Origin of the sequence: Streptomyces sp. RFCAC02, from assembly GCF_004193175.1 — a bacterium.
Taxonomy (GTDB): Bacteria; Actinomycetota; Actinomycetes; order Streptomycetales; family Streptomycetaceae; genus Streptomyces.
The window spans coordinates 4042089-4057954 of record NZ_SAUH01000001.1 but is presented as its reverse complement, the minus strand read 5'-3'; the positions used below and the strand labels follow the sequence as shown (position 1 = coordinate 4057954).

General features: G+C 74.1%; 13 protein-coding genes. 6 read left to right on the top strand and 7 right to left on the bottom strand.

Annotated features, from left to right (window positions below):
- Positions 1–44: 44 nt before the first annotated feature.
- Entirely contained in the window at positions 45–2633 is a 2589-nt protein-coding gene (locus tag EMA09_RS18870; protein WP_129842187.1) for an ABC transporter permease, read from the bottom strand.
- Positions 2630–3418, bottom strand: coding sequence for an ABC transporter ATP-binding protein (locus tag EMA09_RS18865; protein ID WP_129842186.1), 789 nt, complete (start codon positions 3416–3418; stop codon positions 2630–2632). The genes EMA09_RS18870 and EMA09_RS18865 overlap by 4 nt, the downstream gene beginning before the upstream one ends.
- A 447-nt stretch (positions 3419–3865) precedes the next feature.
- Between EMA09_RS18865 and EMA09_RS18860 the strand changes: the two genes are divergently transcribed.
- From EMA09_RS18860 to EMA09_RS18840, 5 genes are all read left to right on the top strand, one after another.
- Entirely contained in the window at positions 3866–4993 is a 1128-nt protein-coding gene (locus EMA09_RS18860; RefSeq protein ID WP_168220765.1) for an acyltransferase family protein, read from the top strand.
- A gap of 5 nt (positions 4994–4998) precedes the next feature.
- Entirely contained in the window at positions 4999–7668 is a 2670-nt protein-coding gene (locus tag EMA09_RS18855; protein WP_129842184.1) for a glycosyltransferase family 4 protein, read from the top strand.
- Between the two features lie 111 nt (positions 7669–7779).
- On the top strand, positions 7780–8427 hold the full coding sequence (locus tag EMA09_RS18850; protein WP_129842183.1) for a SurA N-terminal domain-containing protein: 648 nt from the start codon (positions 7780–7782) through the stop codon (positions 8425–8427).
- A gap of 36 nt (positions 8428–8463) precedes the next feature.
- Positions 8464–9468, top strand: coding sequence for a nucleoside triphosphate pyrophosphohydrolase (locus EMA09_RS18845; RefSeq protein ID WP_129842182.1), 1005 nt, complete (start codon positions 8464–8466; stop codon positions 9466–9468).
- A gap of 126 nt (positions 9469–9594) precedes the next feature.
- Positions 9595–10572, top strand: coding sequence for an NADPH:quinone reductase (locus EMA09_RS18840; RefSeq protein ID WP_129844129.1), 978 nt, complete (start codon positions 9595–9597; stop codon positions 10570–10572).
- Positions 10573–10592: 20 nt separating this feature from the next.
- On the opposite strand, the gene EMA09_RS18835 is transcribed toward EMA09_RS18840, so the two are convergent.
- The 3 genes from EMA09_RS18835 to EMA09_RS18825 form a co-directional block, all read right to left on the bottom strand.
- Entirely contained in the window at positions 10593–11480 is an 888-nt protein-coding gene (locus tag EMA09_RS18835; protein ID WP_129842181.1) for a redoxin family protein, read from the bottom strand.
- A 93-nt stretch (positions 11481–11573) separates the two neighbouring features.
- A complete protein-coding gene (locus EMA09_RS18830; RefSeq protein WP_129842180.1) occupies positions 11574–11786 on the bottom strand; it encodes a DUF4287 domain-containing protein in 213 nt (70 codons plus the stop codon).
- A gap of 34 nt (positions 11787–11820) precedes the next feature.
- Complete coding sequence (locus EMA09_RS18825; RefSeq protein WP_129842179.1) at positions 11821–12507, bottom strand: DUF998 domain-containing protein; 687 nt, start codon at positions 12505–12507, stop codon at positions 11821–11823.
- Between the two features lie 95 nt (positions 12508–12602).
- Between EMA09_RS18825 and EMA09_RS18820 the strand changes: the two genes are divergently transcribed.
- Complete coding sequence (locus tag EMA09_RS18820; RefSeq protein WP_129842178.1) at positions 12603–13250, top strand: helix-turn-helix domain-containing protein; 648 nt, start codon at positions 12603–12605, stop codon at positions 13248–13250.
- A gap of 1 nt (position 13251) precedes the next feature.
- Here EMA09_RS18820 and EMA09_RS18815 read toward each other — a convergent pair whose 3' ends face one another.
- Together EMA09_RS18815 and EMA09_RS29055 are read right to left on the bottom strand one after the other, a co-directional pair.
- Entirely contained in the window at positions 13252–15207 is a 1956-nt protein-coding gene (locus EMA09_RS18815) for a polysaccharide pyruvyl transferase family protein (RefSeq protein WP_129842177.1), read from the bottom strand.
- 118 nt (positions 15208–15325) lie between these two features.
- Complete coding sequence (locus EMA09_RS29055) at positions 15326–15787, bottom strand: SUKH-3 domain-containing protein (protein ID WP_240796693.1); 462 nt, start codon at positions 15785–15787, stop codon at positions 15326–15328.
- Positions 15788–15866: the final 79 nt, after the last annotated feature.

The window sequence follows — 15866 nt, the reverse complement described above, 5'->3', positions numbered from 1 at the left end:
TCGGGGTCCCGGCGGGGGCGGGCCGGAGGGTCCGGCGTGCCCGGTCAGTCCGTCGCGATCGCGTTGAGCACGTTCATCCGCCCCGCGCGGAACGCCGGGAACAGCGCCGCCAGCAGGCCGACCACCGCCGACCCGGCGAACACCCCGAGGATCGTCCCCCACGGGATGCTCAGCACGTCCATCCCCTCCAGGACCAGCAGCCGTTGCGCCGTCGCCCCCCACGCCATGCCGAGCGCGAGGCCGACCAGCGCCCCGAACAGGGCGATCGCCACCGACTCCAGCCGGATCATGCGCCGGAGCTGCCGGCGCGACAGGCCGATGGCCCGCATGAGGCCGATCTCCCTGGTCCGCTCCACGACGGAGAGCGCGAGCGTGTTCACCACACCGAGGACGGCCACGATGATCGCGAGGGCCAGCAGCCCGTAGACCATGTTGAGGAGCATCCCGACCTGGTCCTGCACCATGTCCTTGAACTCGGCCTGGTCCATGACCTCCATCTGCGGGTACGGCTCCATCGCCGCGTCCAGGCCCGCGCCGACCGCGTCCTGCCGGCCGTCCTCCGCGGTCACGAAGAAGAAGACGGGCAGCGGCATGTCCTGGGCACGGACGTGCTCCTCAAGGGTGTCGAGCCCGATGTACCAGGCGCCGAGGAACGCGCTGTCCGAGGGCACGATCGCGCCGATGGTGAGGGTCGCCGTCGCGTCGCCGGCGAAGGTGACGTCGATGCTGTCGCCGACGCCCAGGCCCTCGTCGGCCGCGAACTCCGGGTCGATGGAGACGCCGCCGGGCGCCAGCGCGTCCGCCAGGTCGCCGTCCACGACGTCGAGCCGCACGTCGTCCGCCCAGGTGGGCGGCACGGCGCCGAGGCGGACGTCCGTCTGCCCGCCGGCCGGCAGGTCGACGGCGATCTCGGCCTCGCGGAACGGCGTCACGCGCTCGATGCCCTCCACGTCCGCGACGGCATCCCCGATCCCGGCGGTGACCGGTGCGGGGACGGACGGCTGGACGATGAAGTCCGCGCCGAGCGCCTGGTCGATCTCCTCCGTCGCCGAGGCGACGAGCGACGAGCCGACCACCGACAGGGCGGCGACCAGCGCGAGGCCGATCATGAGGGCGGATGCGGTGGCGCCGGTACGGCGCGGGTTGCGCAGGGCGTTGCGCTCGGCGAGGCGCCCCACCGGCCCGAACACCCGCAGCAGGACGGCGGCGATGCCCCGTACGACGGACCCGACGAGCGCCGGCCCCGCGAGGATGAGGCCGACCAGGCTCAGCAGGACCCCGAGCGCGAGCGGCGCCGCGCCGGCGGACGACTCGTCCGCGCGCGCCGCCACCACGAGCGCGCCGAGCCCTGCGACGGTGAGGACGGCGCCGATCGCGGCCCGCACGCGGCCCGCCCGTACGTCGCCCGGCGTGCCCGCCTCCCGCAGGGCGGCCATGGGGCTGATGCGGGCGGCGCGGCGGGCGGGTATCCAGGCGGCGAGGAGCGTGACGACGACGCCGAGGACGACGCCGATGACGGGCACGCTCGCGTCGACGGTGAGGTCCCCGGTGCTGAGGTTCATGCCGATGGCGCTCATCAGGGCCATCAGGCCGACCGCGAGGCCGACGCCGGCGCCGAAGCCGATGACCGAGCCGACGACGCCGAGGAGCAGCGCCTCCATGAGGACCGACCGGTTCACCTGCCGCCGGCTCGACCCGAGCGCCCGCATCAGCCCGATCTCGCGGGTCCGCTGCGCGACGAGCATGGAGAACGTGTTGACGATGAGGAAGATGCCGACCAGCAGCGCGATGCCGGCGAAGCCGAGCAGGACGTACTGAAGGACGGACAGGACCTCGCCGATGCTGTCCTGGTTCTCCTCGATGAACTCGTCGGCGGTCTGGATCGTGTACGTGTCGCCGCCGATGGCCGCGGCGACGGCGTCGCGCAGCGCCTCGTCGCCGACGGCGCCCGTGGAGTCGACGTAGAGGGTGGTGTAGGCGTCCTGGCCGCCGAGCAGGTACTGCTGTGCCGTGGCCAGGTCGAGGTAGAACACGGCGGCGCCCGGGTTGGTGATGGTGAAGTCGGCGATGCCGCTGACGGTCACCGCGAGGTCGCCGGCGACGGTGATCAGGCGGAGCGGGTCGCCGATGGCGAGGTCGTGCTTGTCGGCGGTGTCGCCGTCGATCATGACCTCGCCCGCACCCGACGGCGGGGCGCCCTCGGTGATCTCCATGGTCCGCAGTTCGACGTCGGTCCAGTTGCCGGCGATCGTGGGCGGTCCCGTGGTGGGGCCGATGTTCTCGTTCTCGTCGTTCACGGCGACGACGGAGGTCGAGGAGACGGTCCCGGTGACGCGTTCCACGCCGTCCACGGCGGCCACCTCGTCGGCGACGCCCGCGGGCAGCGTGCGCGGGACACCGGTGTCGGTCGCTCCGTCGTCGATGCCCGAGCCCTCGCCGTCCTCCGACGGGGGCGCGATCATCACGTCGGACGCGCTGCTGGCGAAGAGCTTGTCGAACGTCGTATTCATCGTGGCGGTGAAGACGAGCGTGCCGCAGACGAACGCGACGGACAGCACGACGGCCATGCCCGAGAGGGCCATGCGGCCCTTGTGCGCGAAGAAGTTGCGCAGGGAGGTCTTCAGGACGGTCATGACGTGCGCCCCTGGGCGTCGAAGCCGCGCATGCGGTCGAGCACGCGGTCGGCGGTCGGGTCGCGCATGTCGTCGACGATGCGGCCGTCGGCGAGGAAGACGACGCGGTCGGCGTAGGAGGCGGCGACGGGGTCGTGGGTGACCATGACGATCGTCTGGCCGAGATCGTCCACCGAACGACGCAGGAACGCGAGGACTTCGGCGCCGGCGCGGGAGTCCAGGTTGCCGGTGGGTTCGTCGCCGAAGATGATCTCGGGCCTGCTCGCGAGGGCGCGGGCGACGGCGACGCGCTGCTGCTGTCCGCCGGAGAGCTGGGCGGGCCGGTGCTTCAGGCGGTCGGCGAGACCGACGGTGGAGATGACCTTGTCCAGCCACTCCCGGTCGGGCTTGCGGCCGGCTATGTCCATGGGCAGCGTGATGTTCTCCAGCGCGTTCAGCGTGGGCAGCAGATTGAACGCCTGGAAGATGAAGCCGATCCGGTCCCGCCGCAGCCGGGTCAGCTTCTTGTCCTTCAATCCGGTGATCTCCGTGTCACCGATGTGGATGCGCCCCTCCGTCACCGTGTCCAGGCCGGCGAGGCAGTGCATCAGGGTGGACTTCCCCGAGCCGGACGGCCCCATGATCGCCGTGAACGCCCCCCGTTCCACGTCCACACTCACCCGGTCCAGCGCCACGACACGCGTCTCGCCCGCCCCGTACGCCTTGACGACGCCCTCGGCCCGTGCGGCCACGTCCGAGTGACGCCCGCTCCCCCCCGTCGCCGGGTTCACCACAGCCGTAGCCACGCTCGGTCTCCTTCGCCTGCCGGCAGTTCGGAATGCACCCGGGCCACGGTCCGGCCCGGTACCGGAAGACTAGGAGCGCGGCGCGCGCCGTCTCGTCGCCCGCCGGGATGAACGCCTCCCCCGGCCGCGCTCCGGGTGCCGCGGCACCCACCCCTAGGGGACGGGGGCACGCATCCCCCAGACGCCGCCCGCAGGACCGGACGGCGCCCCCTGCGCCCACCCTTCAGAAATTCACCGCGAGTTCACTCTCGCGCTGCACCCGGGCCACTCTTTCTGCGCACTATTGAGCGAGTCCGGAACGATTCCCGGCACACTTCCGCAAGGCCCGTCGGAACACGGCAGGATCGCGTTCCGGCAATGGTGAAGAATACGTCCCCTTCTCGTTACCTGTGCTCCTCCGCGAGCCCGTCACGGTTGAACGAAGTCGAGCGCGGTGGAAGGCGCAAGGTGCCAAGGCAGCAACACGGCGGAAAGCCGCGCGACCCGCTCTGGGAGAACGTCCGCTATGTGGCGGCGACCGTCGTTCTCGTGGGCCATGCGATCACCCCCCTGCGCGACCAGTTCCCCTTCATGCACTGGCTGTACAACGCCACGTGGCAGCTCGGGGTTCCCGCCTTCGCGTTCATATCCGGACGTTTCTCCACGGCGCTTCCCCTGACCGCGCGCGCCGCCGGGCGCGTGATCACCGGAATAGCCATTCCCTACGCCGCTTTCTCGCTCCTCACCAGCCTGCAGCTGTGGATCCTGAACGGCGACTGGGATTTCTTCGTCGCCGAGCCCGTGGCCACCCTGTGGTTCCTGCTCGCCCTCATCATCTGGAAAGTGGTCCTGCCCTACGCCGTGGCCGTCCGGTACCCGCTGGCGTGGTCCGTCGCCGCGGCACTGGCCGTGGGATTCGCCGAGGACATCGGCTTCGAGTTCGCCGCATCGCAGACGATCACGTTCTTCCCGTTCTTCTACCTCGGCCACCTGATGGCCCGCGAACAGCGTCTCGCCGACGCCGTGAACGCCGTCCCCCGCTGGGCCGCCGCCCTGGTCACCGCGGCCCTCGCCGGCGGCGCCTGGCTGGTCGACGACCGGCTCGAACCCGTGTGGCTCGCCATGAAGCGCCCCTACAGCGCCGACAGTTACGACCTCGTCTGGGGTCTCCCCGTCCGCGCCGCCGTCCTCCTGTGGGGCGCGGTCGCGGTGCTCGCGCTGATCCGCCTGGTGCCCCGCGGCCACGTCCCGGTGCTCACGTCCCTCGGCACGGCCGGCCTGTACATCTACCTGCTGCACCCGCTCGTCCTGCGGCAGTTCCACCATGTCGACTTCTTCGCGCGGATGGACACCGGCGCGGAGGCGGCCGCCGTCCTCGCGGTGGCCCTCGCGGCGACCGTCGTGCTCGGTTCACGGCCGGTCCAGTGGCTCGCCCGGCCGTTCGTGCAGCCGCGCGCCGCCTGGCTGCTGCGCCCCGCGCCCGGCCCGGCCGAGCAGGAGCGGACCCCGGCCGCGCCCCGCGAGCCGGCGCTCGTCGCACCGTCCGGCAGTGGGCCGGCCGCACCCGCAACACCATCGGACCGGGAGAACTGGTAACCACCATGCACATCGCAGTATTCGTCGAGAACCGCAACGGCGTGGACCTCACGCGGCGCATCATGGCCGCGCCCCGGGCCGCCGGGCACACGTTCTCGGTCTTCACCGCCGATGTGAACGGCGAGGTCGCCCGCTGGATCGCCGAGGAGGCCGACCGGCGGCTGCCCGGCGTACCGGTCCGCAACCTCTTCGAGGTCGGCGAGGCGATGAGCGACGACGAGTTCGCCCAGGCCGTCACGGTCCGCGCCGACCGCTTCGCGCGGGAGCGCGGCATCGACCGCGTCATCCTCTTCAACGACCAGTCGCGGCGCGGCAAGAAGGTCACCGAGGCCCTCACCGAACGCGTCCCCGTCGTCCTCGTCCAGGACGGCCACCTCGACTTCCACTACAAGCAGCTCGGCTCGGCCCGCCGCGACCAGAACTGGTACTACGGCGCCTCACGCCCCGCCGCCGTCTGCGTGTGGGGTCCCGCGATGGCGCAGCACGTGTCGTTCCGCACGCCCGAGGCCGGTCCGCCCGTGCACATCACCGGCGCCCTCGGGCACAGCGACGACCCGGTGCTGCTGACGGCGGCCAGGTCCGGGGTGCACCGCACGACCCGCGAGGCGGACGCCCCGCTGCGGATCATCGTCCTCGACCAGCCGCTGGGCGACCAGGGCAAGATGCCGCGCCCGGCGCACCGCGAGGAACTGGCGCAGATGATCGAGGCGCTGCGCGAGCACGGCAGCGTGGACGTCAAGCCGCACCCGTCGACGCAGGCCGCGCACCTCACCTGGCTGTCCACCGGGCTGCCCGACGACGTGACGGCCCTGGACGCCGACACGCTCCTCGACGCGGACGCGCTCGGCGAGTACGACCTGGCCGTCACGTTCTTCTCGACGACCTACCTCCAGACGCTGCGCGCCGGTGTCCCGCTGGTCATGTACAACCCGCAGGCTCTGAACATCGTCTTCCCGACCGTCCACCACCCGCTGCTGCGCAACATCGGCACGACCGAGGAACTGTCCGCCGTCGCGTCGCGGCTGCGGCGCTCGCGCAAGTTCCTGGCGAACCAGCACGGTTCGCCCATGGAGCACTTCCTCGCGTTCCGCGACGACGTGGCGGACGCCATCATGACGGTGGTCGACGAGGCCGAGCCCGCGGGGCCCGCCGAGCCCGGCGGCACCCCCGCCGCCGGTACCGGCCCGGTCGGCGCCGGGACCGCGTACGCCCCCGGCGCGTCCCTGGCCGAACGCGCCCTCGCCGAGGTCGAACGCCGCGCCGCGCGCCCCTCCACGCTGGCGGTCGTCGGCGTCAGCTTCTCGTACGTCACCGGCGTCGCCGTCCCGGTGCTCACCTACACGCAGGCCCTCATCGCGCAGTCGCCCGTGGACGTGCACTACTTCGACCTGGCCGCCTTCCCGCAGCCGGAGCACGCCGCCGACGCCCTCGCCGACGCCGAGATCGTGCTGATCAACAGCATGGCACCGTTCTGGCGCTCCCCGATCGCCAACGGCCTGATCGAGGGCCTCCTCGACGCCGGACGCCGCGTCGTGCTGTACGCGCACGAGACCGAGTACGTCTTCACGTACGAGTCGGAGCGGTCCGCCGAGCGCCACGCGGAGATGCTGAAGCTGCTGCCGCGCCTCACCGTGCTGTGCGTGTCGAAGGCGCAGGCGGACATGTTCCGGCAGCTCGGCGTCACCGACCCGATCGTCATCTACAACACGGTGCCGCGCGACATCCACCGCACCCGCGCCTCGGCGGCGGTCTCGGAGCGGCCGCGCATGGTGATGGTCGGCACGGTGCAGGACCGCAAGGGCGTCGACCTGTTCAGCCGCGTCGCCGAACTGGCCCACGCGCGCGGCCTGCCGTGGCGGTTCTCGTGGGTCGGCTGGAAGACGCCCCGCATCGCGCGCAAGACGCTGCTGTCGGACCGCGTGGAGTGGATGGGCGCGCTCGCGCGCGACCGCGTGCGCGAGGAACTTGCCGCGTCCGACGTGTTCTTCCTCTCCAGCGTGGACGACCCGATGCCGCTGTCCGTCGTGGAGGCGGTGCAGCACCGGCTGCGGATCGCGACGTTCCACCGCGTCGGGTCCCGCGAGGTGCTGGACGGCGTCCGCGGCTACCGCGCCTACACCGAGTACACGCCCGAGGCGGCCCTCGACGCGCTCGCCGCCGTCCTCGCCGAGGACGTGGACGAGGAGCGGTACGCCGAGGTGGAGGAGCTGTTCGACATCCCCGCGTTCAGCGCCCGCATGTCGGCGGCCCTGTCGCTCCCCGCGCCCGGCCAGGTCGTCGCGCACGACGGGGAGGCCGCGCGGCACCGCTTCTCCGTAGCCATCGGGCAGAACGTCGCCTACCGCACCGACGAGTTCCGCGACCAGCTCAAGGCCGGGCGCGAGGAGAACGCGTTCCGCATCGGCAAGGAGATCCTGCGGCGCTCCACCAACTCGACGGACGTGCTGATCGGCATGGCGGAGATCCACGCGCGGCACGGCCGGGTGCGCGACGCCCTCGGCATGCTGGGCGGCGCCGCCTGCGTGGGCGGGCAGCGGTCCCGGGTGTGGCTGGAGATAGCGCGGATCGCCGAGCAGCTGGGCGCGGAGGGCCGGTCGCTGCAACGGTTCGCGCGTCGCGAGGCGTTGCGCGTGAAGGTCCGCAACAGGGCGTCCCGCATCGGCGGCGCGGAGTGACACCGGCTCACCGGTGACGCTCCCTGGCCTTCGCCGTGCCCGCTGCATAGGATCAGCGCGTCGACTGACGTACCGCAGGATTCAGCGGGTTCCGCACACGGGAGTGCCAAGGTGAAGCGTCGCGCGTCCGTACTGTCCCTCACCGCCGCTGCCGCCGTCACGGCACTGCTGGCGACCGGCTGTTCCACCGGGGCCCATCCGGGCGCCGCGGCCGTCGTCGGCGGGGAGCGCATCACGGTGGCCAGCGTCCAGGCGCAGGTGGAGGCCGTGCGGGACGCGCAGCGCGCCCAGCCGAACGGCGACGAGCTGATCGCCGCCAGCGGCTCCCTCACCCGTGACACGGTCGACTTCCTCGTCTACTACGAGGTGCTGGAGCGCGCGGCGGCCGACGCCGGGGTCGAGGTGTCGCGGCGCGACGTGCAGCAGGCCAGGAGCGACGCCGAGGACACGGTGGGCAGCCCGGAGGCGCTCGCGCAGGTGGCGCTGCTCGCGCAGGCCGGCGGGCTGCCGCTGGCCGGTGACGAGCAGCTCGACCGGCAGTTCCGCGGCCAGGTGCTGTTCCAGCGGCTCGCGGAGCGCATCGGCGCCACGGGGTCGCCGAACGGCCGGCAGATGATCGTGGACGTGCTGGCGCGGACCGCCGAGGAGATCGGCGTCGAGGTGAACCCGCGCTACGGCGAGTGGAGCCCGGAGCAGGTCGCCCTCATCGAGGCCGACCAGCCGTGGCTGACCGGCACGGCCGACGGGACCGCCGCGTAGCCGGGGCGTGTCCGGCCCTGCGGTTACGCTCGACGGGTGACGACCGAGGATGACCAGCAGGGACCGGGCCGCATCGTCCTGCTGACCACGACGCACCGGGTCGCGCCCGGCCTGCTGTCGTGGCCGGCGTGGCGGGAGCTGCGGGGCGCCGACCTGGTGCTGTGCCGCGACGCCGACCACCCGCAGCTCCCGTACCTGGAGGACGCCGGGGTGGCCGTCCGGGAGGCCGCGCCGACGGCCGCCGAACTGGTGGCGGCGTGCGCGGGCGGCCGTACGGTCGTCGTCGTGGCCGCGGCCGACGGCGAGCGGCCGCTCACGGACGGGCTCGCCGCCCTCGCCTCCTCCGGGCGGGCCGCGGGCGCCGTGCCGGACCTGGAGCTGCTGCCCGGCTCGTACGACCTGCCGGGCGCGCGCCTCCTCGACCTGGTGCAGGTCATGGACCGCATCCGCGCCGCCTGCCCCTGGGCCTCCACGCGCACCGCCGCCGACCTGGCGCACTACGGCCTGGAGGAGATGTACGAGCTGGTCGAGGCCGTCGAGACGGGCGACCGCGCCGAGCTGCGCGAGGAACTGGGCGACGTCCTGCTGCAGGTCGTCTTCCACGCGCGGATCGCGGAGGACGACGCGGACGAGCCGTTCGGCATCGACGACGTGGCGGGCGGCATCGTGGCGAAGCTGGTCCGCCGGCACCCGCACGTGTTCGGGGACGCGCGGGCCGAGACGCCCGAGGACGTGCAGGCGTTGTGGCTCGCGGCCAAGGCGGCGGAGAAGGGGCGCGCCTCGGTCACGGACGGCGTGCCGCTGGGCCAGCCGGCCCTGGCACTGGCCGCGAAGCTCGCCGGCCGGGCGCGCCGGGGCGGTCTCGCCGTACCGCTGCCCGGGGCGGACGGGGGCGGCCGGGACGCGGCGGGCTTCGGGTACCGGCTGCTGGCGCTCGCGGCCGAGGCGGAGGCCGCGGGCGTGGAGCCGGAGACGGCGCTGCGCGCGGCGGCCAGGACGTACCGCGCGGCCCTGCGGACGGCCGAGGGCGTACCCGGCTGACCCTCGTCGCGCGGCCGATCGGGGGCGCCACGGCTCGCCACACGCCGCGCCCCCCGTACGGCGCGGCGAGGGCCGTCCTAGCCTGTCCCGGTGCCCGACACCGCAGACTTCTCCCCACCGGCCCGCATGCGGGCGGCGTACGTGGACGGGCCGGGGCCTGCCGGGGCGATCCGGTACGGGGAGCTGCCCGTGCCCGCTCCCGGCCCCGGCGACGTCCTGGTCCGCGTCCTGGCCGTCGCGGCGAACCCGGTGGACACCTTCGTGCGGTCCGGGGCGTACCCCACGCCGATGCCCGCGCCGTTCGTCATCGGGCGGGATCTCGTCGGCGAGGTCGCAGCGGCGGGTCCCGGCGCGGCGCACGCGTTCCCCGCGGGGCGGCCGGTGTGGTGCGCGAGCCTCGGGCACGGCGGGCGGCAGGGGTCGTTCGCGCAGTACGCGGTGGTGCCGACGGACCGGCTGTACCCGGTGCCCGACGGCGTGGACCCCGTCGTCCTGGTGGCGGCGGCGCATCCGGCGGCGACGGCGTGGCTCGCCCTGTTCCGGCACGGCGGGCTCGCGGCGCCCGGCACGACGGTGTACGTGGGCGGCGGCGCGGGGAACGTCGGTTCCGCCGCCGTCGCGCTCGCCGCCTCGGCGGGCGCCCGCGTCATCGCGACGGCGCGGGACGATGACGCCGCCCGCGTACGGGAGCTGGGCGCGGACACCGTGCTCGACCACCGCTCCCCGGACCTGGCCGACGCCCTGCGGGCCGCCGCGCCGGACGGTGTGGACATCCACCTCGACACGTCCGGCCGGGCCGACCTGGCCACCGCCGTCGAGCGGGTCGCGTTCGGCGGCCGCATCGTGGCGATGGCCGGCATGACGGCGCGGCCCGAACTGCCGCTCGGCGCCCTCTACACGCGCGACGCGGGCATCGCCGGCTTCGCGATCAGCAACGCGGCACCGGCCGACCTGGCGGACGCGGCGGCGGGCGTGACGCGCCTGCTGCGCGGTACGCCGTGGCGCCCCCGCGTCACCGCGGAACTGCCCCTGTCGCAGGCCGCGGAGGCGCACCGGCGCCTGGAGGCCGGCACGATCAGGGGACGCATCGTCCTGCGGCCGTGACCGCACCGGGGGCGCCGCCTCTACAGCGGGTTGTCGCCCAGCCAGGCCAGGACCTGGTCCGCGTGCTCGTCCGGCGGGAAGACCGGGTAGAAGACGTGCTCGATCAGGTCGTCCCTGACGATCAGCGTGAGCCGCTTGTAGAGCGTCGGCCCGTCGGCGGTGCGGAACGTGGGCAGGTGCAGCGCCCGGCCGAGGTCCCGTGCCGGGTCGGACAGCATCCGGAACGGCAGGCGCAGCCGCTCGGTGACCTCGCGCTGGTAGTCGGTGTCCTGGCTGGACAGGCCGAACACCCGGGCCGCGCCTGCCGCGTGCAGGTCCTGGTGGTGGTCGCGGAAGCCGCACGCCTCGGCGGTGCAGCCGCGGGCGCCGGGTATGGCGTTCCAGCCCTCGGGCAGGTCGGTGCCGGGGCGGCCCGTCAGCGGGTAGAGGTAGAGCACCGTGCGCCCCGCGCCCAGCGCGTCGAGGCGGACCGTCGCGCCGTCGGTGCCCCGGAGTTCCAGGTGCGGCATCTCCATGCCGGGCAGGTGCGCGGCGGCGCCGTCGTCCTCGGGGACGGGCAGGCCGGCGGGCAGGCTCGTGCGGTCGGTCATCGGTTCCTCTCCCATGGTGGCCGGCGGGAAGCGGCCGTTGCGGCGGGCGGTGAGACCGTCGATCCGCTGCGTCAGCTCGTCGATGTCGTCCCGGTACCTGGCCAGCGCGGCCGGGCAGTCGTCCGCGTGCCAGTGTCCCAGGGCCAGGCACTCCAGGAACGGACGTGTGCCCTCGGCGGGGATGCCGAGATCGGCCAGTGCACGGATCGCCCGCGTGAGCCGTACGTCGCGCTCGTCGTAGTTCCGGTATCCGTTGGCCAGCCGCGCCGGAGCGAGCAGGCCCGGCGATTCGTAGGAGCGCACCGCCTCGGTCGTCACGCCCGCTCGCCGATCCGCACGTCTCTCACCTCGGAGGAACGCTAAACCCTGCCCCCGGGGGCAGGGTCAAGCGCGTTCCCGGCGACGCGGGGTTCACCTGCCGCGGTCCTCGTCCAGGGTGTGCTTGACGAGGGCGTTGGCGTGGCCGTGGCCGAGCCCGTGCTCGGTCTTGAGCCAGGTGACGAGTTCGGTGTGCCGGCTCAGGGGCGAGGAGCGGATGAGGTCCTTCCACTCGGCGATCGGGCGGCCGTACGTCTTCTCGATCGACGGGAAGTAGCTGGCGGGGCCCTTCACGGACTCGGTCATGTCGTGGTCTCCGTTCGACGGTGCGGGCGGTGGTTCAGCGTGCTTCGGGCGTCCGTGTCATCAGCCGTGCGGTGACGGCGGAGAGCCCGATGAGGCCGAGCGCGGCTCCGGCGGTGAAGGCCGGCACGGAGACGGCGGACCCGGCGAAGCCGGCGACGACCCCGGCCGGGAGGAGACGGCAGGCGATGGCCCAGCCGCGTTCCTGCCGGGCGGCGAAGTGGCGTGCGAGCACGAGCAGTCCGGCGCAGAGTGCAAGGTAGCCCACCATGCCGCTCGCCATGTGCACGGCCCCGTGCCCGCTCACCGAGGCGGCACGGTCGTCGGGCGTGCCGGCGGGGAAGCCGGCGCCGGGGTCGGCGGTGAAGACGGCGGCGGCGAGGAACGACGCGGCGAACACGCCGATCAGGCGCGGCGCCCAGGTGCCGCCCGGGCCGCCGCGCAGCACGCGGCGCGTGCCGGCCGCGCCCGCCGCGCCGAGGAGCGCGGTCAGCGCGAACGCGGTGACCTGGATCCACCCGAGGTCGCCGAGGCTGAGCTGGCTGAGCGCGTTGCGGCCGAGGTCGAAGCCGTCCCGGGTCAGGGCCTGGGCCATGCCGGTGAGCAGGAAGAACGGCCCCGCGACGACGCCGCCCCACAGCAGCGGACGCGTCGCTCGCGCGGACGGCCGCGCGGCGGTGCGGGACGGGAGCACGGCCGGGGCGGCACTGAGGGTCTGGGTCATGGGGTCCTCTTCGGGCCGGAGGTTCTCGGGGACGAAGTAAGCTTGCAAAAAACAACCGCACTTTGTCAACGGGAGCGAGCGGTAGGATCCGCACCATGACGAAACGCCCCTACGGACAGTTCTGCGGCCTGGCCCGCGCGCTGGAGACGGTCGGCGAGCGGTGGACCCTCCTGATCGTCCGCGACCTGCTCATCGGCCCGAAGCGCTTCACCGACCTGCGCAGGGGCCTGCCGGACATCCCCACCAACGTCCTGTCGTCCCGTCTGAAGCAGCTCGAGGAGAACGGGATCGCCACGCGGCGGGCGCTCCCCCACCCCGAGCGCGCCGTCGTCTACGAACTGACCGGCCACGGGCGGGATCTGGAGCCCGCCCTGATCGCCCTGGGCCGGTGGGGCGCCACCACGATGACCGAGCCGCGCCCGGGCGAGGTCGTCACCCCCGACTCCCTGGCGATGTCGTTCAGGACCACGTTCCACCCGGAGGCGGCGCGCGGCGTCCGGCTGACCGCCGAGGTGCGCGTACCCGGCATCACGGTCGGGATCGAGGTCACCGACGGCGCGCTGGCCGTGTCCACCGAGCCGCTGCCCGACCCCGGTCTGATCATCGAACCGCTGGCCGGCAACCCGCTTCTCGACCTCATGACCGGCGCCCTCGCCCCCGCCGACGCCGTGACCGACGGGAGGATCCGCCTCACCGGCGACACCGGCCTCCTGGAGCCGTTCGCCGTGGTCTTCCGCTTCTGAGTCAGAACAGCGCTTCGAGCTCCGCCGCGTTGGCGCGGGTCGTCGTGAGCAGCGGCTCCTGGCACGCGTGGACGTCCCGCACGGCGTCCTCGTGGTGCGTCAGCAGCTCCGTCGCCCGCTCGCTCAGGTCCGCCGCGAGGGACGGGGTGTGCACCGAGACGCCCCACTCCGGGCGGCCGATGTCGTCCAGGAAGTACGCCAGTTTCGGGTGCGAGATCAGGCTGAGCGCCGGGGTGCCGCAGCCGAACGGGATCATCGTCGCGTGGCCGCGCATGCCGATGACGAGGCGCGTGCGGCGGTACGCGTCCAGCAGGCCCTCGTTCGTCATGTCGTACAGGCGCGTCACGGGCAGCGTCAGGCCGTGGGCGCGGCGCAGGTCGTGGACGAACGTCTCGTCCGCCGGGGTGTGGGCTGCGTACCGGATCTCGGCGTGGGCGCGCAGCGCGCGGACCGTGCGGGCCATCTGGTCGAGGAAGTGTCCGTAGTCGTGGCCGAAGCGCAGCCCCGCGCGGTCGTAGGCGCAGTTCAGCAGGACGGTGTCGGCGCGGTCCGCCGGGGTCGCGTCGCGCCAGCCGGGGACGAGGTGGCGCAGCACGGTCGTCGGGCACGGCTGGTGCCGCACGCGGTCGCCCAGCTCCGCCGGCAGCAGGGCACGGACCCGCTCGACGGAGCCCCGGTTGCGGAGGCCGACGAACGCCGCACGCTCCACCAGGGCGCGGACGCTCCCCGCGAGGCGCCCCGGCGGCAGATGCTGGCCGTCGAACAGGTTGAAGCCGACGGCGAAGACCGCGAGGGGGACGGTGATGCGGCGCAGCGCGTCGTCGGTGACGTTCCACTGCCAGCCGCTGTTGCCGTTGGGCCAGGTGTCGGGGAGGAAGAGGCCGCCGCCGCCGACGATGACGCCGCGCCGGGAGTTCAGCTCGGCGAGGACCCGGTCGTCCACGAGGCGGTGCACCTGGACGGAGTGCCAGCGGGCCTCTCCGGTGTCGGGGCCGAAGCAGCGGCGGACGGCCTCGGGGAGGACCTTGTCGCCCGAGTTCTCCTGACCCTCGGCGTAGAGCGCGACATGGGCGATCTGGTCGCCCGGCACGACGGGAGCGGCCGGCCCTGCGGCCGGCGGCGGCGCGGTGCGGGCGTGGAGGGCACGGCAGCCGGCGTCCGTCGGGTCCGCGTCGAGGCCGGTCAGGGCGTACCGGCGAGCGTCGTCGTCCCGGCCGTGCAGCCAGGCGAGGCGGGCGAGCTGCGCGAACGCGCGCGGGGCGACGACGGGGTGCGCGGTGGCGACGAGCAGGTGCGTCTCCGCCTCCTCGTACCGGGAGAGCGCCATCAGCGCGCTGCCGAGCGCCTCGTGGTTGCGCGCGCGGCGCGGGTCGCCCGCGGCCGGCCGCAGGACCTCGACGGCCTCCTCGTACCGCCCCTGCTGGTGCAGCGCCGATCCGACGACGCGGGCGAGTCCCGCCGGGTCGACGCGCTTGCCCGCCCGTGTCGTGATCGGCCCGCCGGCGCGCAGCAGCGGCAGCGCGCAGTGGAACAGCAGGTCGGGCGCCTTGCGTCCGGGGAGGGCGCAGTACTCGGCGCGGAACTCGTCGTCGGTCGGCGGCTCGCCGGGCGCTTCGCCGTCCACCGGCTCGTAGTGCACCACGCGTTGACGGACGGTCAGCAGGTGGCCGATGTCCTCGCGCACCACGGTGCCTGGCGGCAGGACGATCACCGTGTCGTACGCGCCGCCGGGCGGCGGCAGCGGGCTCGACGACGGCAGGGGGACGAGCCGCGGGTGCAGCGCGCGCACGGCGTCGAGCGTGCCTGCGGGCGGGGCGTCGCCGTCGTGGCGGAGGAGGACGTCCTCGCAGACCGCCGGATTGGTCAGCGCGAGGCTGCGCAGCAGCGCGGCGAGACCTGCGGGCCGCTCCGCGTCCACGGCGGCCGCGAACGCGACGCGGCGCTTGTGGTACTCCATGATCCTCCTCGACGGGCGCTGACCGACTCTGCCAAACCGCCGTGGGCGGCGCGGTGTTGCGGGGACGCACGGCGGGTGAACTTCCGGTGACCGTCAAGCGGTGCCGTGGCGGGGCGCGTCAGTCGTCGTCCGGCAGGTCGAGCCGGTACGGCTCCGCGCCCGTCAGCAGCGTCGTCAGCCCGGCCGGCACGTCGGGGCCGAGGTACCAGTCGCCGGTGTGGTCGACGGCGTACAGCCGCCCCTCGCGGTCCAGCGCGATGAGCGCGGTGCCGCCGGCCTCCTCGCCGAGGGGGCACAGCGCGGTGTCGAGCGCGTGGCCGAGGTCGCCGAGGGTGCGCGCCCAGTGGAGGCCGCGCAGCGGGTCGACGACGATGCCGCTCGGCGCGTACGCGGTGCCCGCGCCCACCGGGTTGAGGGTGAGGGCGCCCAGCTCGGCCCACGTCTCGAACGCCGCGGGGAAGAGGGCGTGCGCGTGCCCCTGCGGGGAGCGGTGGCCGCTGAGCGCGTCGGCCCACGCCTCCGCCTGCGCCGCGTGCCGCCGCCCCGGGGACCAGCCGGCGGCGGCCAGCGCCTGGTGCACGGTGCCGACGGCCCACGGCGCGCCCGCCGCCGGCCCCGCGCCCTGCCGCGGCACCGGGCCGGTGGCGGCACTGACGCTG

Bases quoted from the DNA above. Each gene is read 5' to 3' on its own strand.
- EMA09_RS18870 (WP_129842187.1), bottom strand. From the start codon at position 2,633: ATGACCGTCCTGAAGACCTCCCTGCGCAACTTCTTCGCGCACAAGGGC.
- EMA09_RS18855 (WP_129842184.1), top strand. From the start codon at position 4,999: ATGCACATCGCAGTATTCGTCGAGAACCGCAACGGCGTGGACCTCACG.
- EMA09_RS18840 (WP_129844129.1), top strand. From the start codon at position 9,595: ATGCGGGCGGCGTACGTGGACGGGCCGGGGCCTGCCGGGGCGATCCGG.
- EMA09_RS18830 (WP_129842180.1), bottom strand. From the start codon at position 11,786: ATGACCGAGTCCGTGAAGGGCCCCGCCAGCTACTTCCCGTCGATCGAG.
- EMA09_RS18825 (WP_129842179.1), bottom strand. From the start codon at position 12,507: ATGACCCAGACCCTCAGTGCCGCCCCGGCCGTGCTCCCGTCCCGCACC.
- EMA09_RS18820 (WP_129842178.1), top strand. From the start codon at position 12,603: ATGACGAAACGCCCCTACGGACAGTTCTGCGGCCTGGCCCGCGCGCTG.
- EMA09_RS18815 (WP_129842177.1), bottom strand. From the start codon at position 15,207: ATGGAGTACCACAAGCGCCGCGTCGCGTTCGCGGCCGCCGTGGACGCG.